General features: G+C 42.8%; 24 protein-coding genes. 10 read left to right on the top strand and 14 right to left on the bottom strand.

Features of this window, described 5'->3' with window-relative positions; genetic code table 11:
• Positions 1–11 precede the first annotated feature (11 nt).
• Both dksA and CVU62_12975 read left to right on the top strand, forming a co-directional pair.
• The gene (gene dksA, locus CVU62_12980; protein PKN37046.1) at positions 12–359 is read left to right on the top strand and encodes an RNA polymerase-binding protein DksA; all 348 of its coding nucleotides are present in this window, start codon (positions 12–14) and stop codon (positions 357–359) included.
• A 271-nt stretch (positions 360–630) separates the two neighbouring features.
• Positions 631–3,039 (top strand): primosomal protein N', encoded by a 2,409-nt coding sequence (locus tag CVU62_12975; protein PKN37001.1) that lies wholly within the window; start codon positions 631–633, stop codon positions 3,037–3,039.
• Positions 3,040–3,211: 172 nt separating this feature from the next.
• Here CVU62_12975 and CVU62_12970 read toward each other — a convergent pair whose 3' ends face one another.
• The 6 genes from CVU62_12970 to CVU62_12945 form a co-directional block, all read right to left on the bottom strand.
• Positions 3,212–3,877, bottom strand: a complete 666-nt coding sequence (locus CVU62_12970; protein ID PKN37000.1) for a GNAT family N-acetyltransferase — start codon at positions 3,875–3,877, stop codon at positions 3,212–3,214.
• Between the two features lie 484 nt (positions 3,878–4,361).
• The gene (locus CVU62_12965) at positions 4,362–4,733 is read right to left on the bottom strand and encodes a cupin domain-containing protein (protein ID PKN36999.1); all 372 of its coding nucleotides are present in this window, start codon (positions 4,731–4,733) and stop codon (positions 4,362–4,364) included.
• Between the two features lie 44 nt (positions 4,734–4,777).
• Positions 4,778–5,269, bottom strand: a complete 492-nt coding sequence (locus tag CVU62_12960) for a hypothetical protein (protein PKN36998.1) — start codon at positions 5,267–5,269, stop codon at positions 4,778–4,780.
• 12 nt (positions 5,270–5,281) lie between these two features.
• Positions 5,282–6,763 carry a hypothetical protein gene (locus CVU62_12955; GenBank protein PKN36997.1) on the bottom strand — a complete coding sequence of 494 codons (1,482 nt, stop codon included), beginning with the start codon at positions 6,761–6,763 and terminating at the stop codon, positions 5,282–5,284.
• Between the two features lie 93 nt (positions 6,764–6,856).
• Entirely contained in the window at positions 6,857–7,255 is a 399-nt protein-coding gene (locus CVU62_12950; protein PKN36996.1) for a hypothetical protein, read from the bottom strand.
• 37 nt (positions 7,256–7,292) lie between these two features.
• Positions 7,293–7,496: a cytosolic protein gene (locus tag CVU62_12945; protein PKN36995.1), complete on the bottom strand. Its 204-nt coding sequence runs from the start codon at positions 7,494–7,496 to the stop codon at positions 7,293–7,295.
• A gap of 286 nt (positions 7,497–7,782) precedes the next feature.
• Between CVU62_12945 and CVU62_12940 the strand changes: the two genes are divergently transcribed.
• The 3 genes from CVU62_12940 (at position 7,783) to CVU62_12930 (ending at position 11,630) form a co-directional block, all read left to right on the top strand.
• Entirely contained in the window at positions 7,783–9,066 is a 1,284-nt protein-coding gene (locus CVU62_12940; protein ID PKN36994.1) for an acyl-CoA dehydrogenase, read from the top strand.
• A 106-nt stretch (positions 9,067–9,172) separates the two neighbouring features.
• Positions 9,173–10,282, top strand: a complete 1,110-nt coding sequence (locus CVU62_12935; protein ID PKN36993.1) for a hypothetical protein — start codon at positions 9,173–9,175, stop codon at positions 10,280–10,282.
• 91 nt (positions 10,283–10,373) lie between these two features.
• A complete protein-coding gene (locus CVU62_12930) occupies positions 10,374–11,630 on the top strand; it encodes a 2-hydroxyacyl-CoA dehydratase (GenBank protein PKN37045.1) in 1,257 nt (418 codons plus the stop codon).
• A gap of 171 nt (positions 11,631–11,801) precedes the next feature.
• Here the strand turns inward: CVU62_12930 and CVU62_12925 are convergent, their stop codons facing one another.
• The 8 genes from CVU62_12925 to CVU62_12890 all read right to left on the bottom strand — a co-directional run bounded on the left by CVU62_12925 (position 11,802) and on the right by CVU62_12890 (position 17,229).
• Complete coding sequence (locus tag CVU62_12925) at positions 11,802–12,404, bottom strand: TetR/AcrR family transcriptional regulator (GenBank protein PKN36992.1); 603 nt, start codon at positions 12,402–12,404, stop codon at positions 11,802–11,804.
• A 119-nt stretch (positions 12,405–12,523) separates the two neighbouring features.
• On the bottom strand, positions 12,524–13,306 hold the full coding sequence (locus CVU62_12920; GenBank protein ID PKN36991.1) for an enoyl-CoA hydratase: 783 nt from the start codon (positions 13,304–13,306) through the stop codon (positions 12,524–12,526).
• 103 nt (positions 13,307–13,409) lie between these two features.
• Positions 13,410–14,204: a radical SAM protein gene (locus CVU62_12915; GenBank protein ID PKN36990.1), complete on the bottom strand. Its 795-nt coding sequence runs from the start codon at positions 14,202–14,204 to the stop codon at positions 13,410–13,412.
• 60 nt (positions 14,205–14,264) lie between these two features.
• Positions 14,265–14,633, bottom strand: a complete 369-nt coding sequence (locus CVU62_12910) for a VapC toxin family PIN domain ribonuclease (protein PKN36989.1) — start codon at positions 14,631–14,633, stop codon at positions 14,265–14,267.
• Positions 14,634–14,636: 3 nt separating this feature from the next.
• Complete coding sequence (locus CVU62_12905; protein PKN36988.1) at positions 14,637–14,831, bottom strand: DUF2191 domain-containing protein; 195 nt, start codon at positions 14,829–14,831, stop codon at positions 14,637–14,639.
• A 123-nt stretch (positions 14,832–14,954) separates the two neighbouring features.
• The gene (locus CVU62_12900) at positions 14,955–15,386 is read right to left on the bottom strand and encodes a hypothetical protein (protein ID PKN36987.1); all 432 of its coding nucleotides are present in this window, start codon (positions 15,384–15,386) and stop codon (positions 14,955–14,957) included.
• Positions 15,387–15,453: 67 nt separating this feature from the next.
• Positions 15,454–15,825 (bottom strand): hypothetical protein, encoded by a 372-nt coding sequence (locus CVU62_12895; protein ID PKN36986.1) that lies wholly within the window; start codon positions 15,823–15,825, stop codon positions 15,454–15,456.
• A gap of 213 nt (positions 15,826–16,038) precedes the next feature.
• Entirely contained in the window at positions 16,039–17,229 is a 1,191-nt protein-coding gene (locus tag CVU62_12890; protein ID PKN36985.1) for an MFS transporter, read from the bottom strand.
• A 191-nt stretch (positions 17,230–17,420) separates the two neighbouring features.
• Between CVU62_12890 and CVU62_12885 the strand changes: the two genes are divergently transcribed.
• The 5 genes from CVU62_12885 to CVU62_12865 all read left to right on the top strand — a co-directional run bounded on the left by CVU62_12885 (position 17,421) and on the right by CVU62_12865 (position 22,143).
• The gene (locus CVU62_12885; GenBank protein PKN36984.1) at positions 17,421–18,359 is read left to right on the top strand and encodes a methionyl-tRNA formyltransferase; all 939 of its coding nucleotides are present in this window, start codon (positions 17,421–17,423) and stop codon (positions 18,357–18,359) included.
• 38 nt (positions 18,360–18,397) lie between these two features.
• Positions 18,398–19,000, top strand: a complete 603-nt coding sequence (locus tag CVU62_12880) for a glycerol acyltransferase (GenBank protein PKN36983.1) — start codon at positions 18,398–18,400, stop codon at positions 18,998–19,000.
• Positions 18,997–20,340 (top strand): 16S rRNA (cytosine(967)-C(5))-methyltransferase RsmB, encoded by a 1,344-nt coding sequence (locus CVU62_12875; protein ID PKN36982.1) that lies wholly within the window; start codon positions 18,997–18,999, stop codon positions 20,338–20,340. Before CVU62_12880 ends, CVU62_12875 begins: the two co-directional genes overlap by 4 nt.
• Positions 20,341–20,617: 277 nt before the next feature.
• A complete protein-coding gene (locus CVU62_12870; GenBank protein PKN36981.1) occupies positions 20,618–21,247 on the top strand; it encodes a hydroxyacylglutathione hydrolase in 630 nt (209 codons plus the stop codon).
• A 14-nt stretch (positions 21,248–21,261) separates the two neighbouring features.
• Positions 21,262–22,143: a phosphoribosylaminoimidazolesuccinocarboxamide synthase gene (locus CVU62_12865; GenBank protein ID PKN36980.1), complete on the top strand. Its 882-nt coding sequence runs from the start codon at positions 21,262–21,264 to the stop codon at positions 22,141–22,143.
• Positions 22,144–22,152: the final 9 nt, after the last annotated feature.

Raw genomic sequence — 22,152 nt, 5'->3', positions numbered from 1 at the left:
AGCAAGACAAAATGGAAACATACAGAGCTTTGCTTACTCAAAAAATAAATGAGTTGCTCAGCGAAGCAGGAAAAACGGTTTCCGAAATGACCAATGGCAAGGAAAACTATCCTGATCCTAACGACAGAGCGTCTCTGGAATCCGACAGAAATTTTGAATTACGCATCCGCGACAGGGAACGCAAGCTGATTATGAAAATGCAGGAAGCTATCAAAAGGATCGATGATGGCATTTTTGGTATTTGTGAAGTTTGCGGCGGACCAATCTCCGACAAAAGATTGATGGCCAGACCTGTTACTACTCTTTGCATCGATTGTAAAACCAAGCAGGAAAAACTGGAAAAACTAAAAGGTGAATAACCTCACAATATAAATTCTTGCTCAAAACGCCCCTATTATTGGGGCGTTTTTTATTTAGGAAAACAAAATCCTGTAAATATTAACAATCTCATAATAGTCCGGCTCCCGTCATTCCGGCGGATCCGGCATACGCCGGAGTAAACGGCCCGAAGTCCGACGAATGTCGGAGGAATCCATAGTTTTCTGGATGCCGGATCAAGTCCCGCATGACAATACTATTTGAGTGCCATTAGTAATTCCATTTTTAAATCAAAAGTGATAGTTAGACTGCATGTATGCGAATATTGCTTTAAACATCCCATCAGATAAACTCTTCACTTATGAAGTGCCTGCGGATTTACAGCAGGGAGTCAAAATCGGCCAACGTGCCTTTGTCCCTTTCGGTAATAAAAAACGCACCGGTTTTATTGTCGGGATAAATCAATCCTGCGAGCTGAAAAGTATAAAATCCATTGCTGAGATACTCGATGATGAACCTCTTTTCAGCGCCAGCGATCTTGATTTTTACCAATGGATTGCCAATTATTTCATGTATCCGCTGGGCAAGACACTTGCCGAACTGATTCCTTCCGGGTCGGAAAAGAAAGATTTCTTTTGGATAATTCCTCTGACATTGGAAACGGATATCCACCTGCCACCAGCGCAGAAGAAACTGATGGAATTTTTACATCAGTATCCTCAAGGCATAGCTCTTAACAATATAAACAAAATCAGCGGCCTGAAAAATATTTCTTCTGCGGCTCGGGAATTACAATCGGTTGGACTTGTCCAAATAGAAAAAAGACAAAGTAAGCAACTTTCTCCTCTAAGCGAAAAAATTGTGACGCTCGTGCAAGATAAAATCGCTGAGACAAAATTAACCGATAAACAGGGAAAGCTAATTGATTTTATTCAAAAGACCGGAGCGATACCCCTCAATAATCTGATTGAAAAATCCAATATCTCCGGTGCTGTGGTCAAAGCATTGCGCGACAAAGGAATCATTAATTTTACTGATAAAGAAAAAGTGCGCACCGCATCGCTTGATTCTGCAATTAGCAATAGCAACGACGCTATCATTCTCAACGATCAACAAGCTCAGGTAATGGAAAAGATTTCGCGTCATCTGGAGAAAAACGTCTTTGCGCCGGTACTTCTTCACGGAGTCACGGGCAGCGGCAAAACGGAAATTTATCTAAAAGCCATCGAAAAAGTTCTGAAAGACGGCGGTTCCGCGATTTATCTTGTTCCGGAAATAGCTCTTACACCGCAACTAATATCGCGCGTTGCGGGAAGATTTGACGAACAAAAAATAGCGGTTCTTCACAGCGGAATCGCCGAATCCGTCCGCTACGATCAGTGGCGTCAAATCAAACGCGGTCGGATCAATCTGGTTATCGGCACCCGTTCCGCTCTTTTCGCTCCCCTGCAAAATTTAAAACTGATTATTGTTGATGAGGAACATGATTCATCCTATAAGCAAGATGAACGGCTCTGCTATAACGCCCGCGATATGGCGATTCTGAAAGCAAAGATGTCTTGTTCTGTTGTAATTGCAGGTTCGGCCACTCCCAGTGTGCACACCTATTTCAACGCGCAGACAAAGAAATACCTTTATCTGGAATTGCCCCGGCGCGTGGACGATAGACCAATGCCTGTAGTCGAAATAGTTGATATGAAAGCACAGCAGGAAAAATCGGGGAAAGTCCCCATTCTTTCCGACGCCCTGATTGAAGGGATAAAGGAAACGCTTGCTCAAAAAGAACAGGTTTTGCTTTTTCTCAACAAACGTGGATTTGATACGTTTTTAGTTTGCGCCGATTGCGGTTATAATTTTCGATGTCCCAATTGCGCTGTTTCCTTGAAAAATCACGCGGCGGAAGGCGTGGTCAAATGTCACTATTGCGACTACACAATAAAATCTCTGCCTCTCTGCCCATCATGCAAAAGCAGCCGTATTTTAAGTTACGGAGTCGGCACACAAAAACTTGAAAAAGAAATAGAAAAACTTTTTTCTGACGCCCGCATTCAAAGAATGGATTCCGACACCACTTCCCAAAAAGGAACTCAGGAAAAAATTCTTCATGCACTGGAGCAAAGAAAAATTGATGTTCTAATCGGCACGCAGATGATTACCAAAGGCCATGACTTCCCTTTTATTACGCTGGTCGGCGTAATTTCCGCTGACACCTCGATGAATATGCCCGATTTTCGTGCCGCAGAAAAAACCTTTCAATTGATAACTCAGGTTGCCGGACGCGGTGGACGCGGCGATTCTCCGGCTAAAGTAATAATCCAGACCTTCAATCCCCAGCATTATGCATTGCAATACGCGCAAAATCACGATTACAAATCTTTTTATGAAGAAGAAGTTGATTTTCGCAAAGCTTTGCACTATCCGCCGTTTGGCCGGATAATCAATTTACGTTTATCTTCCGTAAAGAAAGACGTTTTAGTTGAAGAAGCACAACGTCTAGGCAAATTGGCTAAAAAACTGAGCGCGCGTCATGGAAATACCACGGAAATTATCGGCCCGGCGGAATCACCGCTGGCCAAAATCAGAGGTCGCTTCCGCTGGCAGATGCTGATCAAAGGCACGAACATAAATGTGCTGCATCAAATCGCGCGAGAGATTATCCAAAGACACAAAAACAGTAACGTAAAGATTACCGCGGATGTTGATCCGGAAAACTTCATGTAGCTCCGGTCCTGAATCAAAGCGCTATCTTCGTTGGCACAGCCTGCCCAGGCGCAGGCCGGGGTCGTCAGCTTCCTAACATTTGCGTAACCTGCTTTCCCGTGCCCGAAGGGCTTGGCGCGGTTTGTGCGTAAAACGAGCGAAGCGAGCAGCACAAACCGTGACAAAGGAAATGTCAGGTTGAAGCAGTTGTTAGCTGATTCTTTTGCAAGAAAGACCTAATCTGTATTTTAAATATCTCTTGACTATACTGAAATTTCCTTTCTTTTTCCTTAAACTTCTTGTCAAACTCTATGGCTTTCTCATGCTCAAAAATAAATACATCACTTTGTTTTGCCTTCCATTTTTTATTACCAAAAAAACCAGGCTGAAGCTCTAGAACAAGTAATCCTAAAGGATACTCTCCATCCATATTACTTACTTGGTAGTCAATTCCATTCTTAAACTCATGTTTGCAGTAATTGTGAGGATCTCCGCAAATTACAATTGCTGGAATATTTCTTTTTTCTACCAATAATTTTGTTTTTTCAATTAATGATGTACCTATTCCTTTCCTCTGATAGTCAGGATGAACACAGAAAGGACCAAATGATACAATTTTTACCTTTTCCTGATCATCACTTAAAAGGTACGAATCGGTATACATAATTGAAGCTATTACATTTCCATCTATTTCTGCAACATAATCAAGTTCTTGAATAAAGTCTTTGTGATCTCTCAATATATGACATAAATAATGTTCATCACATCCTGGAGTATATAAATTCCAGAATGCTTCTCGTGTTAGTTCTTCGACTTTTAAGTAATCTTCTTTGGTTTCTAAACGAATCTTAATATCCATAATATTCCTCTTCCAGCGCGAAGCATCCAGCTAACAATGTTTATACAATCTGTATAATTCTGTAAACACAGACTGTTTCCTTCTGTATCACGGGTATGAACCCCAAAGCAAGTTGCGGGGTATTATACCCTCCGCTTCGCGGGATTGTTCAACTTGCCAATTCCGCTACGCGTCGCTCTCGGAATTGGAGTTTCAACAATAAATCGTTTTTCTATAGTTTTAGAATTACCAACATTATTAAATAAAATCAAGCTACTGTATTATAATTTATACTTTTGCGATTCCGATTTATACCGGCCTACGAGACTATGTCGTAATAAGAAAAATGTCATTCCGAATCCCGCTTGCGGGTGAGGAATCTTAGGGTTTTAAAATTACCGGAATCAAGATTTCTCGCGGAGTATGATCCCGCGCATACGGGACTTCGAAATGACAGCAAAGTTAATTGTGACACAGTTTCCTGCGCCGGTATGACAACAAAACTCTATTGATCCTCGATATCTTCATAAACATCCTGCGTAAAACGAGGTGAGCAGATGGCAAGAAATACTAGATCCTTTTTACCTATATTAGTAATGCGCTGACGGCACATCGGGGGAATAAAAACGATGTCGCCGTCAGTTACTTCCTGTGGCGGATGTTCTCCAATTTCCACACGCCCTCTGCCGCTGATAATAACATAACGTTCGGTAATTCCTTTAAGACGGTGCCAGCTGGTTGTTACTCCGGGCTCTACCCTCGCCCGCGCAATGGACACGTCCGGATCATCCGGTGTGTTGGATAATTCAGTAATGAAGCATTTCTCTGCAGTATAAAATTCATTTTTTAGATTTTGTTTTTTAATTTCTTCCTTCATTTTTTACTAAAGCACCTTAACCAATTATTTATTTTGGTGAACATTTATGTATTTTTATGCCACAATTTGGGCCACCATGACAACCTTCTCCAACTTTTCCATGATAGTTTATCAGGGAGAGCAGGAATGACTTCTTCAGGAGAACCGTTAGGAACGTATGCTACCTTGCGTTCCCTCACATCAAAAACCATTATCCCGTAAAACTGTTTGAGCTGTCCGGATAAAGAGAAACTCGGACTAAGGCTATAAGGAGTGACCACACAAAACCGATCTCCGATCCATTGTATGGATTTTTCGGCGGTGGACGAAATAAGGCAGGCAAGGCCGCTTGGACGGAGCAATAAACATGGAGAGTCCTTCGGTTCCTCAAACAGAGCGAAAAATCCGACTTCTTTGTAAATATCAATTTCACCACACGAATAAAGAACTGCAACGTGTTTGCCGTCAGGGCTTTCCACAATAATGTCCCGCAAGTCCGGCCATTTTTTTCGGTTGGGACCCGGCCAGGAATCAATGTCTAAATGCCATTCATTCATTATTTTTTACCATTACCGCTGCACTACCACATCAATAACATTCTCCGCCACCTCTAGAAATTGCCGAAGTGCGGCTTCTTTGCGCGTGCTGAAAAGATTTTCTGTTATTTCCACTGTTACTGATTTACCATCAATCTCTATATTCGGCTTTTTAAATTCTTCCAGACGCATGATTGTGCCGGCAATGTCGGAGCTGAGCATTTTTTCAGCCAGCATTTTATCCGTGCCTGACATTGTAAACTTTCTGCCAAAATCGTTATCCGGTAAGGAAATATTGTCCTTGTCCGAACGGCCGAAAACCTTGCTGATTACATTCTTTTTACTGATTGACAGCCATCCCCCGGAATGTCTTGTTACCGCTTCCAGACGGGTACAGGAGTCTTGATGCTCGCCACCTTCCTGAAAAACAACTTTTCCCAGCCACCCTTCCCTGGCATAGAAGAGCGTAGGAAATGTCCCGCTTATAAACAAAAAGGCTCCCGGTCTTAGCTCCGCAATTCGTTTTAAGAAGGGACACATTTTCGCCGCTTGATTACGTGTGTTAATCCATATCAAAGTAATGAATAAAAATAGAAAGACTGCCAAAAAAATAATCACTGCGGTAAGGGAAACCGTATGGACTTTATTGTATTGAAAGCCAAAATATATCCAGTAGCTTATTGCCGCTATCAGGACAATATAAGCGGGCACAACCGGTATATTCATCTTCTGGGGCATGGACTCGCTTTTTTGTTCCATCCGCCGATGAAACTCCTCCGGTTTCTGGAATTCTCCGGGCAGCTCTGCCTCATACAGACCTCTCTTAACTTTCCTGGGCTTGTTTTTCTCTTTCATCCATATCTTTTGTAATTGCCTGGTTTTAGCCTGCATTTTTTCGCTATCCAAAGGAACGCCCATCTCATCGGCAACTCTCTTTACTTCCAGAGAGGTCGGGCCACCTCTGTCCATCCGCCACTTCATTTCTTTTTTATACGCTTCCTCGAAATTGGAAGAGAATTCTTCTTTGGTTATTGTTTTCCTCCCCTTATCTTTTCTCTCGGCCAGAATTTTTACCAGAAGTTCCTCCAGAGAACTCCCCTTCAAATAAAATTTTGTCGATTGCGGCATGTGATCCATTTCCTGTCCCAAAGGCGCGTTGGAAACAGTGAGATTTTCTCCATCATTATACTCAATACAAAGATCCTCCCATATTCCCGCAGTAGGATGATCGTAAATTACGCCGATCAATTGTTCCGACGGCTTCACAAAGCCCGCTATAATGAGACCGGGTATTTCCCAGCATTCATACTGTCCGGCCAGATCGAACCCTTTTTTCTGAAATGTTTCCATCAGTTCTGTTATTTTTTTCTTGTCGGACCATCGCGGATCATCAGACGGAGAAAGATTTATTTCCATAACGGGTTTAGTGGTAAATTGTACAAGAAAACGATAAAGAAAAAAGAGTATTGCAATAACAAACGGAACGCTGACTATAACGATAAGCAATGTATTCATAATGCTAACCTATTATAATTTAGGGTTGTCAATATTCGCTTACAGAAAAATATGCCCCTTGATGAAATTTTTTTCATTACTTTGTATCCTACTCTATTTCTCAAACTTTTCCTGCTCTATCGCTTTTCGTTCCAGGTAATTTCCTTTGTATGCTCCTCTACCTCTTATCAGTCCCCATATGCCTGCTAATATATAAACAGGAATGAATGCCGGACCCAATAGCTCATATTGTTTAACATGCGCTCTTTCATGTCGACGATCATTAACGAGCGACTCTCTATCGCATCCCAAAACAACATGCCCTAGTGTTACAGCACTTACATATCCCTTACTCGGAATACAATATTTTAGAATCCATGAAACGAGCCCGCCGTGAATCTCCAGCACACCATCTTGTATTTCCATCCGGCCTTTAGTAATCATAGCCAGGGGAACAAAGAGGAGCCCCAGTAGAGTGTTGGGTAAAGCCCAGATGTAACGGAGAAGTTTCATATTCAGGAAATATCCTTTTCATAATATCAATATTTTTCTATATCTTATGTTTTGATACTAATTCCGCAAAATGTTGGAATGATCTGTCATATGTTTTTTCCGCGTCTTTCGAAAAAAAGCACGCGGGCAGTTCCCTGTTCTTACGATGATACGTAAGGCAGTCGCAGCATACGCCTTTTCTGCTGCAAGGTTCATATGTGCAGTTACATTTATCAAGATTCTTCTCTTTTTTGCATTCCATTGTTTTCTTCCTTTAATATTTTGTAAAGTTTATTAAGTATCTCTATTTCTGTTCGACAACTTGAAATACCCTCTTAAATAGAACAAATGTTTTTAACATTAAAAAGACTTAATGTATTACGTTAAATATTGATAAAATATTGCTCTTTTTATATAATTTTCTCATTACTTTGTCCATATACTTACAATATGAAAAAATGGTTGTGATCAAAAAATACTTGACAAAAAATAACCATTGGTTACTATTCTTACCAAAGGTAAAACTAGGCAAATTATAGGAGGCAAATATGTCATTCAATGACTTTCTGCTGGATGCGGACACTCTCGCAGTTGCCGATGAGGCCCGTTTGATGGTTAAGGATGAAATCGATCCCGAATATCTTCGCGCTATGGACCGTGATGAAATAAAATTCCCCCGTAAAATTTATGAAACATACGCCCGCCATAATCTACTGGGAATTCGATTCCCGAAAAAATATGGAGGCCGGGGGCTAAACTGGGTGGCCGCAGTTGCAACTATGGCCGAAATCGGATCTATCGGTACCGCCTGCGGCTGCGCTTATGTCATGCCGGATATCGTCGGAGAAGGTCTTATCAGATTCGGCACAGAAGAACAGAAGATGAAATACCTCAAACCAATGCTTGAAGGAAAACTTGTGGCCGCAGAGGCGCTGACTGAACCTCGCGGCGGATCAGATTTCTTTGGTGCTACGAGCAGAGCGATTGATAAGGGAGATCATTTTCTGGTGACAGGTCAGAAGCGTTTTGTCGTAGGAGCCGAAGGAGCCGACTTTTTCCTCGTGTATGTCCGCACCAATATGGATCCCAAAGCAAGTCCATACGAACGAATCAGCACCCTCATCATCGACCGATCACCCGAGGTTGAGGTAAAATATCTATATGGTTTGATGGGAACCAGAGGTGGCGGCACAGGAAAAATTACTTTCCGCAATGTTAAAGTTCCGAAGGAAAATCTATTGGGTTCGCTCAATGGCGGAGCCTTGGTTTTCAATCGGATGATGATACCCGAACGTATCACCAGCGCCGCACCTTGTATTGGCGGTATGAGGGCCGGTCTTGAACTTGCAGCGCGTTACACAGACCGTCGCATGGCTTTCGGGAAAAAAATACGAAAGTTCCAACTCGTAAGCGCAATGCTCGCCCGGGGTATTACACTGATGGATGCCAGCGCGGGCATTGTGTATCAGGCTGCCCTCGCAGCCGACCGGGATGATCCCCGCGTCCGCCGATTAGCGAGTGAAGCCAAACGTTTCGTCACAGACAATTCCTGGGAAATATCCAACCTGGTTATGCAAATGATGGGAGGTATAGGCTACACCAACGTGTATCCAGTCGAACGGGCATTAAGAGATGCGCGATTATGCCAGATATGGACAGGAACCAATCAGATAATGGACCTCATGATTCAGCATGATTACTATGACGAACTGTTAAAGCAGATTGGAAGGTATCGTCAGAGTGAACTGGACGCGGAGAACGCCGCAGCCGAGGAAGAAAAGATCTATGACGATGACGATATGTGGCGTGTATTGGAGAAGGAGAACAAGTAACTGCTCATTAATCAGCAAAAAGATGATAATTCATCGCCTTGAACTTTTATAAAAATTGAAATAATAAGTCTCTTATATTAAATTTTTACGATGCGGGGGATTATTTATGTTTGATATGGTTGAAAACATTAGACAGGCAAAAATAAAAGGCGCAAAAGTTGTGGGATGTTTCCCCCTGTACCCACCGCTGGAGTTGCTCCATTCTTTCGGCCTGATGCCTGTGATTCTTTGGGATATGAAAGATGGAGTGCACACGCTCAAAGAAAGCGATCGCCATCTTCAGAGCTTTACCTGTTCTGTGGCCAGGCGACTTACAGAGTTTGTCCTGTCAGAAGAAGGAGCTCTTCTTGACGGTCTCCTGATGTACAATGCCTGTGATACTTTCCGCAATATGCCGGAAATTATCAAACACGGTCTTAAGGAAAAGGGGAAGACTCTGCCTTTGCTTAAGCTACATGTGCCCATGGTGTCTCCAAACCAGACCGATTCAACAGGATATTTGGCCGATAGAATCCGTAAACTGATAGCAGAAATTGAGAGTACCTTCGGAGTCCGGTTTTCTTCAGAACGTTTCCTCGCCAGCGTCAGATTACACAATGCAATAAGAAAATTATCTCTGGAAATGGAGATGCTGGTTGCTGAAGGAAGGATGTCTTATGTTGACTTCTCGCGCCATATGAGGGACGGGTATTTCATGACACCTGAAGATAATCTATCCGCATTGAATGATGCTATAAAAAATGCTACGTCAAATCCAAAGGAAAACAGTTCTGACGGAAAGAAAATTATCGTTTCAGGTATTCTTCCTCCTCCGGATGCGCTGTGCGCCATTATTGAAGAAGCCGGCATGAGAGTAGCCGGCAACGATATATCATCTCAAGCCCGATCCTATGGCTACATTCCTCAGGAAACCGGTGATCCTGCCGCTTATTACGCTGATTTTTACCGCAATCACTACCCCTGCACGACCCTTCTTTACTCATCGGATGAGCGTCTCAAGGCGCTCAATGAACTGATTGAAAAGCGAGGAGCCCGGGGCCTGATTTTTATCGGAGAAAAATTCTGCGAATATGAGTATCTGGAAATGCCTTTTATCACCAAAATACTTGAGCAGAAAAACATTGTCACTCTCCAACTGGAGATAGCAACGGACGACAACGAAAATGTGGAGGCCCTGCGGACAAGAATCGAGGCATTTTCAGAATTGATACGTTGATTAAGATATCTGTTAATGCCCCCAACCGAAACTTTTAAGATTGAACGCTGATAATTTAGGATGGTTAAATATGGCTGAAGAAAAGGATGAAATGAAGGGATTAATGAAGACCGAATCAGGCAGGCGGCTTACACAGATCCTAACCGATGACTATATGAACCTTCATGGCAAAGCCAGCGGGGGAGCCTTTGTTGTCTGGGTAGCCATAATCGTGCCGATCGAGTTATTCAAAGGATTCGACAATGTCGTGTTTGCCGTGCCGGAAAGCCACGCAGCCCTTAGCGCAGCAAAAGGCGTCGGCATGCTTCAGTGTGAAAAGGCAGAGCACAGCGGCTACTCGATGGACATCTGCTCCTACGCCAGGATCGACATCGGAACCGCCATGAGCGGCGGCAAAGATTCGCCGACTTTCGGATTACCACGGCCAAACCTTCTTGTCTCGGATAACAACAATTGTTCTCTCCTGGTCAAGTGGTTTGACGTGTATCATCGGGAATGGGGCGTTCCTCATTTTATCCTCGACGTTCCTTTTTGCTATGAAATGCAGAAGGAAACAGACCTCAAGTATATCGTAGCACAGTTTAAAGACCTGATTAGAACCATCGAAGAGCTGAGCGGACAAAAGTTCAATATCGACCGGGTTAAGGAAGCTCTGCGAAACAGCAGCGAGGCAGCAAGGCATTACAAACGTTTCATAGATTGTGCAGTACATCGGCCATCCGGAATAACAGCTTTCGATTCCTTTGTCCAGATGGCTCCTCTTTTGACTTCACGGGGTCGTCCGGAGGTTGTCGAGCACTTCAGGATGCTCGCCGATGAAACCGAAGAAAGAATTAAAAACGGTCAGTTCCCTGTGCCCAACGAGAAGTATCGCCTCTTATGGGACAGCATAGCTCCCTGGCACCAACTGCGGAAGATGTCGACAAGATTGTCCGATCTAGACGCCAATATCGTTGCGGCAAGCTATACATCATGTGTGGGAAGTATCGAGGGCTCCTATGAATTTCTCCAGGAATACAAGGACGGCGATCCTCTGGAGTCGCTTGCCCGTGTACAAAATTTTTCGGTGTGCCCCTACGGGATGGAGTTACGGTTCAAAGCGATGTCCTGGGCGGCTCGACACTACTCAATAGATGGATTTGTGTTTGCCAGCAACAGAAGCTGCAAGGTATATTCCGTTATGCAGATGGACCTCCAGAAGTGGATAACCGAAGAACTGGGAATTCCCTCGATAATGATCGACGTGGACCACGCGGATGTCAGAAAGTACAACGAGGAGAGCGCTTTCCTGAGAATTGAGGCTTTGCTGGAAAGTATTGACGCAGGCCGGACACACGCGAAAACCTAATAGATATGCTGACCGCGAAATCTTTGCATAATGATCAACTTGTCATTTAGACCGAAGGAAGGAATCTTAAAAGATATTTACATAAAAGAAAGGTTTCTCGTCGTCCCGATACATCGGGACTCCTCGAAATGACATGAAGTATAGTTTTGCAAATCTCTCTGACCGGATAAATTATTGTTTGAATTTTTCAGCAATGATTTTCCCCAACGCCAGCATATGATTTAGAGCCTCTTCCCTGCTCCTTCCCGGGAAGCTCCGGAAAGTTATGATAATCCCGTTCATGGCAGCAAATAAAGCATGAGAAAGCATTCGGGTACTCTTTTCATCATTCGTCTTTGCGAAAATTCTATCGAATTGAGCAAGCAACACTCTCTCGGCAGTGTTCAGGCGTTGGAGCATTTCCGCATTCAGGGAGCCGTCCAGCACGAAATGCGTCATCATCCTGAAATATTGATCATTCTCTGCCAGAAACTGAATGAATCTCTCCATGACTTTTTCGATCTTGATATTGCTATCGTCATCGATTAACTGATTGACAAATTCCACAATCTCGGCACCGCGTCTTATACATGCTTCCACAAACAACGACTGCTGATCAGGAAAGTAACGATAGATGAGAGCGTGAGAAATTCCGGCTTCTTTCGCGATATCCCGAATGGTCACCGTGTTAAAGGCTTTTTTCGCAAAGACCCGTTCCGCCGCGCTGATAATAAAATCACGCCTGGCTTCCCGCTCCTGCTCTTTAAGTTCATTTAATGAAACTGTTTTTGCCATGGCACCTAAAAATAAATTAAAGATTGCTTACTTAAACACCAGTATTATCTTTTGTTCAAGTATTTTTTGCGACTAAATCTAAAAGATATAATTCGCGTCCGTCAAAATGGACAAACGGTTTATTTGCCTTTGAATACCGCAGTGCGTCTTTCAATGAAAGATTGGAGGCCTTCTTTCATATCATCGCTTTTCATAACTTCAGACACTGTTTGATAAATAATTTTCTTTGCTGCTTCTTCGCCCTGTTTTTCAGCCAGACGACTGTTCTGTAAAATACTGCGCACACCCAGAGGAGCGGCGCTGGCCACTTTCTTTGCCAGTTCCATTGCTTTTTCCAGTTGTTTTCCCGGTTCGGTGACATACTGTATCAAACCCATACGATAAGCATCGTCTGCTGTCCATTGATCCCCGGTCAAAAGATAGCGCATCGCATTGGACCACCCCATATCTCGGGGCAATCTGAAAGTTGCTCCTCCACACGGGAAAAATCCGCGGCGCACTTCCAGCATGGCAAAACGCGTGTCCGATGCCGCCACGCGGATATCCGCGTTGAGCATTACTTCCACACCCCATGTGAAGCAATATCCCTGTACCGCATAAATAATCGGTTTTCGACATCGTTTCTCATCCATCATGTAAAAAGGATCAATTTCGTCTTTACCGCCCAGAGGAAAACCCACTCCATTACTGAAAGCATCCGACCAGTCGGTTAACTCCAGTCCGGAAGTAAAATGCGGGCCATTGGCATAAACAACTCCAACACGCAAATCGTCGTCCTGATCCAGTTTGTAATAAGCGCGCGCCATCTGCGTATACATTTCACGCGTCATGGCGTTGTATTTTTTAGGCCGGTCAATTTCAATGAGCATAATATGCTCTTCGGTTTTTACATTAATAGTCATACTGGTTTCTCCTTCCGGGAAATTCTTTACATTGCCGCCTCGTTATCTTTTGAATGCAAGTCGGTATTATTGGTCGAGAGTATAAGTAAATGGACACGCAGTGTCAACGAAAGAAATCTGCATCGTTATTTGAACGCTGGTGTTTTCTTTTTCTTGAAAACGCCGATCTGCACTCAATTCCCAATTTCCGGCAATCATTTTCTATCTTATTTCCAACAGTCTTGAAATATTCGTAAGTATTTTTCTCTTTCCACCCATATTTTTCGTAAATTTTATCAGCGTGGTAATAGTTCATGCGGTCAATAATGATGTGGTCAACTTTCCCTGCCAACATGGGGATGAGATTCTCGGCTTCAGGAAGAATCGGCGCAATCATTACATAAGTCCTGATGCCATTTTGATGCAATGTTGCAATAGCTTTCAGCCGCTCCTGGATCGGCGGCGCATAAGGTTCAAATATCTTTCTCATTTCGTCATTGGCGGTGGTGATAGTTAGTCCGACTTCGATATTTTTCGATTTTCTAAATATATCCAAATCCCGAAGAACAAGTGGCGAGCGTGTCTGAATAACTACCGGCCAGTCATTCTTTACGAGTATTTCCAAACATTGTCTTGTAAGTTTATATCTTGCTTCCAGCGGCTGATACGGGTCGCAAACACCGCTCACCCAAACTGTACCCATTTTTTTCTTCTTGATTTCTTTGCTTAACAAATCCGGTGCGTTGATTTTTATGTCAACAAAATCACCCCATGGTTCTTTATGTCCGGTAAATCTCTTCATAAATCTGGCATAGCAATAAGAACACGCGTGCTGACATCCCACATATGGATTTATGACATAATCATAAATCTTTGACGAAGAAAGAATGGATTTAGCGTGTATTTCTTTTATCTTCATTGATTATTCATACTAATGAAATAATCATCCGGAGCATAGCGATCGGCTGTATGGACTTTGTCATCTATTTTTTAGATAATTTTTATGCAGGCTGTCAGCAGTTTGCGCCAGTTTCTTATCCAGTGTCCAGATAGGTACACCCGTCAATACAGCGGATGTAATAAGATGGACATCCGCATAGCCCATCCCTTTTCCCATTAAACGGTTATTCTCTATGAATGATAATACTTCGTCATGTTCGGCTTCAATGCTCATCGGCAACAATTGCAAAAACGAAAGGATGACTGCTCTGTCCTTAAGATTCCCGCAGGCAAGTTCACCTACAATTATTGGATGGCACAATACTCTTCCATCATTGAGCAGGTTTGCAAGTTCATCATTTCCATCCCTCAAATGGGAAACCCAAACCGATGTATCCACAAGAACCATTTCTTATAATGCCCCTTTTCTTCTTGGTATCGCTTTCAACTGCTTTTGAGTCCCACCGAGTCTTGCAAGCCTCTTACCACTTTCTCTGGCAATAAGCGCCTCAAGCCCAAGTTTAACGAGGGCGGTTTTTTCCTTGATTCCAGTCATTTTGGATGCTTTATTTATCAGATTATCTTCAATATTCAAAGTTGTTCTCATCGCTTCACCTCATACAATTAGTATGCCTGAGTATGCATCATCTATGCATACATGTCAAGTCATTCTTAGATAACGAAAAACACAGCCGGAGCGTAGCGATCGGCTGTATTGACTTTGTTATGACTAAAATAATTTATCATTATGTGAGTTTATAACTACACATGGCTTCGTATGAATATTGGCGCTGTGATTTTGCCATGTATTCCATTGACGCTCATTTAATCTAGAGGCAACCCTCTCTTTGTCTGGTACGAATAATACCCTGCTTTCACCATCAACTCTTGGTGTAATATCTACAAGTTTATTTTTACGCCTGATAACTGCGTGAAATTCTGCAACCATACTTCTTGTCTTTTTGTCTTCCCAAATAACCCAACCAAAGACTACAGGACTATCAGTAAAATGTGATTCCGCTTCACAATTAGACAAACAATGTTGCGGAAGATATTTATTCGAACAATTTGTAAAAAGTAAATATTCTGGCTCATCAATATCGCCTAGTGTATTAATAAAACTTCTAATTCTTTTTGATATTTTTTGTGGTGTTGTCTTCATAACGAAAAAATCAGCCGGAGCGTGGCGATCGGCGTATTGCCTTTGTTAGACATACTTTCACTATATGTTAATATTCCTTTATATACCATTTACCATCTTGCCATTTTTCAAATTCTACCTCGTAAGCATATAATTTCCCGTTTTCTTTTGTTTTTAATGTGTATTCTGCTGTATCATCCGAAATTCTAACAAGTTGAAAATCGATCTGCGTAGACATGATTTGAGGCAATTCATTCTTTATAGCTTGAAACATAATTGCATATTTGTTTCTGGTCATGGGATGTATTAGTTTCAGTGCTTTTTCGGTATTACCTTGCTTTAAATAAGAGGTCATCGTATTCCACATAGCTCTCAGATTTTGATCGGTGTCCTCTCCTAAACTGACTGCTGTAATACAAAAAACCATAAGAATAGTAATACAGGCAATATTTTTTTTCATAATCTATTTCCTTTTTTTATTTATTGTCCTTGGTCTAACGGAGCCGCGGCTCCGTTCGCCCGACACCATATTTTATTATAACGCTGTTTAACAAAAGCATAACTATTGTTAATATGTCAATGATTTTAATGAGTGGCGAAGATAATATTTCTTGTCTGGATACCGGCCTTCGCCGGTATGACACTTTGATTCCCGATCAGGTCGGGAATGACACTAATTGTGAGGTTTTATTTCAATCTGCAGTGCGGAGAAGAAATTAATCACGGCAATGATCGCGCCGAGCAGAAAGACATACTGATATCCCCATTTAATCCAGACAAAACCACCAAAGACAGCAAGAAAAATAGAAAAGATGTGATCAATGCTCACTCCCATCGTCAGAGTCTGCGTAACATCTTCAGGCTTGACCGCTATTTTCTGGAGGTAAGTCGCCCGCGCCATGGATACAGCGATCAGCATTTGATCGAGAATGTAACAGGCAAAAACTATAAACATGGCTGTCGTTTCTGAAAAAATACTTTTAGAAAAACCATAACCAATGCAGACAAAAACAAGAATTGCCGCTTCGGCGGTAAGAATGAATCTTTCGCCCAGTTTGTCAATTGCTTTCCCCAGCATAGGTTTGGAAAATATGCCGATAACTCCGCCGATAGTCAGAAGAGTCGCCAGGATTTCCGTCTTCTGCTTAAAGACTGTAACCAGTACCCAGGGAGCAAAAGTAAGAAATAACTGCTTGCGTGTGCCGTACAAAACGGTTAACCAGTAATAAAGCTTGTATTCCCGGCGCAGCTGAAATTTCATCCTCATGGAAACCGGCTCGTCTTTTTTCATCATGGATATTAAAACAGCCACGGTTATAAATCCCAGAAAAGCCACGATGTATGACATTTTAAAATTCAGATTAAGAAATTTAAATCCGATAAAAATAGCAAAGCTGCCGATAATCATGGCAACATTGGCCACAGCGCTGAACTGCCCCAGCCTTTTGCCGGTTTCTCCCTTAACAGCCAGTTCCATGCCAATGCTCTGATTCAGCGGAATAAATAAATGCTGGCCGATGCTGAAGATAAAAAGCCAAATCAGCATTACCGAAAAGCTCGGTGAAAATAATCCGATAAAAAGTATCCCGAAAGCGCACAGGATATTGGCCAGTGCCGCCTGCCTTCGGGAACACAGAAAAAATAAAATCGCTGAAACAACGATTGTCAAAAGACCCGGCAATTCACGGGGAAGTTCCAAAAGTCCGCGCTGAAGATTGTTGATAAAGAATGTCTCATTCAGAAAATTATTGAACGTAGAATCAACAATGCTCTGAGAGAATCCGAAAATAAATGTCGCCGCCAGAAACAACTGGAGGTCCCGCGGTAATTTTAAGAGGGTATTTTTAGTTCGCTTAAGAATAATTTTAACCTTATCTTGTCATTACGGACTAGATCCGGAATCCAGTATTCTTATAACTGGTTCCCGTCTTCCGCCGGGACGAAGTCTGGATACCGGCTTCCGCCGGTATGACGTCTCAATAATTTGTAATCCTTGACACTTCTTTCAGATTTCCATATATGTTTTTACATAGAAAAAATAAAGGATATTTATCCATGGCCAAGCCTCGAATTCTTTTTATGGGCACACCTGATTTTGCACTTCCCGCTTTGCGCCTTTTGCACGACCAGAATTATCCGATAGCCGGTGTTGTTACCCAACCTGACCGCCCCAAGGGCAGAGGTTTAAAAGAAGTCGCACCGCCAGTGAAACTTCTGGCGCAGGAATTTGGCCTGCCTGTTTTTCAGCCTCAAAAAGTTAGAGACGAATCTTTTCTGGAAATTTTTAGAAAACTTAATCCGGATATGGTCGTGTTGGTAGCTTTCGGACAGATTCTGCCCAAATCAATTATTGATTATCCGCCCCTGAAATGCCTGAACATCCACCCTTCCCTTCTGCCGAAATACCGTGGCGCGGCGCCGCTTAACTGGCAGATTATCCGCGGAGAAACAAAAACCGGTGTAACCATTATGCTGATGGATGAAGGAATGGATTCCGGCGATATTATTCTGCAGGAAGAAACTGGACTTGGCGCTACCGAAACGTTCGGTGAATTGCATGACCGTCTTGCGCAACTGGGCGCGACAATGCTTATAAAATCCATTGAGCAAATGACAAACGGAACCGCAACAAGAAAACCGCAGGACGCCTCCGGCGCAACATTCGCGCCGCGCCTGACAAAGGAAACAGGAAAGATTAATTGGAACAGTAAAGCCTCGGATATTGTAAATCTAATCCGCGCCCTAAGTCCCTCGCCTACTGCCCACACATCACTGGACGGACAATCTCTGAAAATTTTTACAGCCGAAGCACGACCGGAAAATATTAATCAACCACCGGGCACCATCGGCTCTGCCGGTGAAGCAGGAATGACTGTGGCGGCAGCGGACGGTTACGTGATTTTAAAAGATTTACAATTGGCGGGAAAGAAGAGAATGCTGATTTCAGACTTCCTGCGCGGCCATCATTTAAAGCAGGGAAGTGTTTTGCAATGAAATAAAAATTGTTGCATCAATCGGGGGGCTGGGAATTTATGCATCATACGATTTTTAATACACCCGTTGTAAAATCATTTTTCCGTGGTATTTCCCTGGTTCTTTTAAAAATGCTCGGTTGGAAAGCATCAGGAAAGTTGCCCCAAAAAGCAAAATATATTCTTATTGTCGCGCCGCACACATCCAACTGGGATTTATTCCATGGAATTCTCCTGGCGTTTGCCCTGAAACTGGATGCTTGTTACGTAGCCAAAAAAGAATTATTTCGCGGACCTTTTTCTTTACTGATGAAATGGTCGGGAGCCATTCCGGTCGACAGGTCATCGTCCTCCCATTTCGTTGAGCACATGTCATCCGAATTCGAGAAAAACGAAAAGTTTGTTCTCGCCCTGGCTCCCGAAGGCACCCGTCATAAAATGGATTGCTGGAAATCAGGGTTTTATTATATTGCTCTGAATGCCCATGTTCCCATTTTGCTGGCATTTATCGATTACGAAAGAAAAACCGGTGGAGCAGGTCCTCTAATATACCCCACCGGTGATATGGAAAAGGATATGAACGTAATTCGCAATTTTTATCTGACGGTCAAAGGCAAATATCCCGAGAATGCAAGCCTCGTGGTTATCCGTTCTAAATCATGAAAATATCAGTTCGCCATCAGGCCGTCGACATTTTAAATAAAGTAAGCGCGGGTCAGGATTTCGCCAGTCCGCTTATCAATGATTGTCTGGATAAGAACTCTTTATCCGGAACACCGGACGGACGGTTACTTACTCATCTGGTATATGGAGTACTGCGCTTTCGTGGTCACCTCGACTGGATATTAGCAAAATTCTATCGCGGAGATTTTGAAAAGATAGACGAAGGCGTAAAAAATATTTTGCGCCTTGGCATTTACCAGCTTAAATTCAGCGACCGGCTGCCTGATTTTGCCGTTGTAAATGAAGCAGTCAAAATTGCCAAAATACTAAAGCCGGATAAAAGCGCATTGGTTAATGCTGTTTTAAGAAACTATTTGCGCCGCGGCCAAAATTTACCATTCCCTTCAGCGAAAAAAAATGTAGCTGAGTATATAGCCGCTTTTCATTCGCATCCTCTCTGGCTTGTTAAAAGATGGATAAAAATATTCGGCCCGGAAGAAACGATTTCTTTATGTTCAACCGACAACAAGTTGCCGCCGCTGACGGCCCGCGTCAATACATTAAAAATATCACGTGAAGATTTGACAGAAAAACTTACCGCTGACGGATTCACACCGGAGGCAACTAAATATTCTCCTGACGGCATTATCCTGAATGCTTCCACCAATCCCCTTCAAAAAACAGATTTCTTTGAGGCCGGTCTTCTGCGTATTCAGGATGAAGGGGCGCAACTGATTTCTTACCTGGTTAAACCTGACAGCATTGAATCCATATTGGATGTCTGCGCCGGATCGGGAGGCAAAACCACACAACTTGCCGCAATTCTTAAAAACAAGGGAAGAATTGTTGCGATTGATCGCAATCCGAGAAAAATTGCCGAATTAAAATTGGAAGCAGCACGGTTAGGAATAAATATAATTGAAACGCAAACAGGCAATTTGGATGTCGGCCTTCATGGTTCTCTAAAAGAGAAATTTGATTATGTTTTGGTGGATGCACCATGCTCCGGTACAGGAACATTGCGTCGCAATCCGGAAATCAAATGGCGTACAACAGAAAAAGATTTGCGTAATTTTACCGCCGCTCAAAAATTAATCCTGCAAAACGCATCTGTAGCAGTAAAAAAAGGCGGGTACTTAATATATTGCACCTGTTCACTGTTGCCCGAAGAAAACGAAAATATTGTTGACGTTTTTTTAAAGCAAAACCATAATTTTTCCTTATGCCACCCGACTGATTCAATTAACCGGCAATTTATTGACAGCTGCGGATTTTTTCACACCTATCCACACAAGCATAATATGGACGGATTCTTTGGAGCTATACTCAAATACTTGTAAAGTCGTCTCCCCGGCGTAGGCCGGGGCCCATGATTTATTAAATTCTGGATACCCCCGGTATTCGCCGGGTTTGGGACCGGAGTGAAATCCCGCGTATGCGGGACCGGTATGACGATACTGATGAGGCTTTTTCCTATTACAACATAGTCTACCAACCTGCCCCGATATTATCTATAATTTAAAATGGAATATTATTAATAACTTATACGATTGATTTCAGTTGACGTTTCCAATAAAAAAATGTTATTAGCGATGCACTTTTTTGAGGAGCAAAATAATGTTCGTAAAACAAATGCAGGTAAGCACGATGGCTGTTTTTGCCTATCTGGTCGGCGACCAAATAACCGGAGACGCTCTGGTTATTGATCCGGCGGCTGACGTTAAAGGAATTATTGCTGAAGCCAAGAAGAATAATTTACGCATTAATTACATAGTCAATACCCACGGCCATGTTGACCACATCAGCGGCAACACGGAAATGCAAAAAGAAACCGGCGCCAAAATTATTGTTCATGGAGACGACGCTATTATGCTGACTCACACGCCGGCCATGATTCTGCGAATGTTCGGAGCAAAGGCCTCTCCGCCGGCCGATATTCTGGTTAAAGATGGTGATACAATTTCCGTAGGCAACGTTGAGCTCAAAGTTATCCATACTCCGGGACACTCTCCCGGCGGAATCAGTTTATATACACCCGGGTATGTTTTCACCGGAGATACGTTATTCGTTGAAGCTGTAGGCAGAACAGATTTGCCGGGCGGATCATGGCAGACAATGTTTACAGCCATCAAGGAAAAACTTTTTTGTCTGCCTGACGACACTAAAGTAATGCCCGGACATAATTACGGCCGTATGCCAACTTCCACTATTGGCCATGAAAAAACCTGCAATCCATTCGTTCAATAAAGGAGTGTATTTTTATGAATAAGAGCATACAGACAACAGAATTTAAAAATCTGAAACTGATTGGCCGTGGAAAAGTTCGCGATATTTATTCTGTAAAAAACTATTTGCTCATTGTGACCACCGACCGCATCTCGGCATTTGATGTTATCATGCCCAATCCCGTACCCGGCAAAGGCATAATTCTAAACCGTATGTCCGCCTTTTGGTTCGAAAAAATGAAAGATATTATCGGCAATCACATTGTTTCCACTGATCCTGCCGAGTTTCCCGAAGAATGTGCTCTTTACAGCAAAGGTCTTGAAGGCAGAAGCATGTTAGTTAAAAAGGCTAATCCTTTGCCGGTTGAATGTATTGTGCGCGGGTATTTAAGTGGTTCCGGCTGGAAAGATTATCAGCACAATAATACAGTTTCCGGTATTAGACTCCCGGATGGTTTAAAAGAATCATCCAAATTACCTGAACCCATTTTCACTCCGACCACCAAAGCAGAGGCCGGCGAACATGATTCGCCCATTAACAAAAAAGAAATGGAGGATCTGATCGGGGCAGAATTAACCGACAGAGTTATAAAGATTTCACTCGCTATTTATGAAAGGGCAGCGGCAATAGCGCTGAAGGCTGGAATTATCATCGCCGATACAAAAATGGAATTCGGCTTGATGGGTAAGGAATTAATCCTGATTGATGAATTGCTGACTCCCGATTCCTCACGTTTCTGGCCTGCCGATGATTATGAAGAAGGCCGTCCACAAAAAAGTTTTGATAAACAGTTCTTGCGGGACTATCTTCTTTCCATAAAGTGGAATCAAAAGCCGCCCGCACCAGAATTGCCTGCAGAAATTATAGAAAATACAAAGAAAAAATACGAAGAAGCGCTGAAGCGCCTTGTGGAGTGATCTATCTAT

The sequence above is a fragment of the Deltaproteobacteria bacterium HGW-Deltaproteobacteria-2 genome (assembly GCA_002840505.1).
Classification (GTDB): Bacteria; Desulfobacterota; Syntrophia; order Syntrophales; family Smithellaceae; genus Smithella.
Note: the sequence above shows the minus strand (reverse complement) of the source record. Positions and strands in the feature narration are given on the sequence as shown.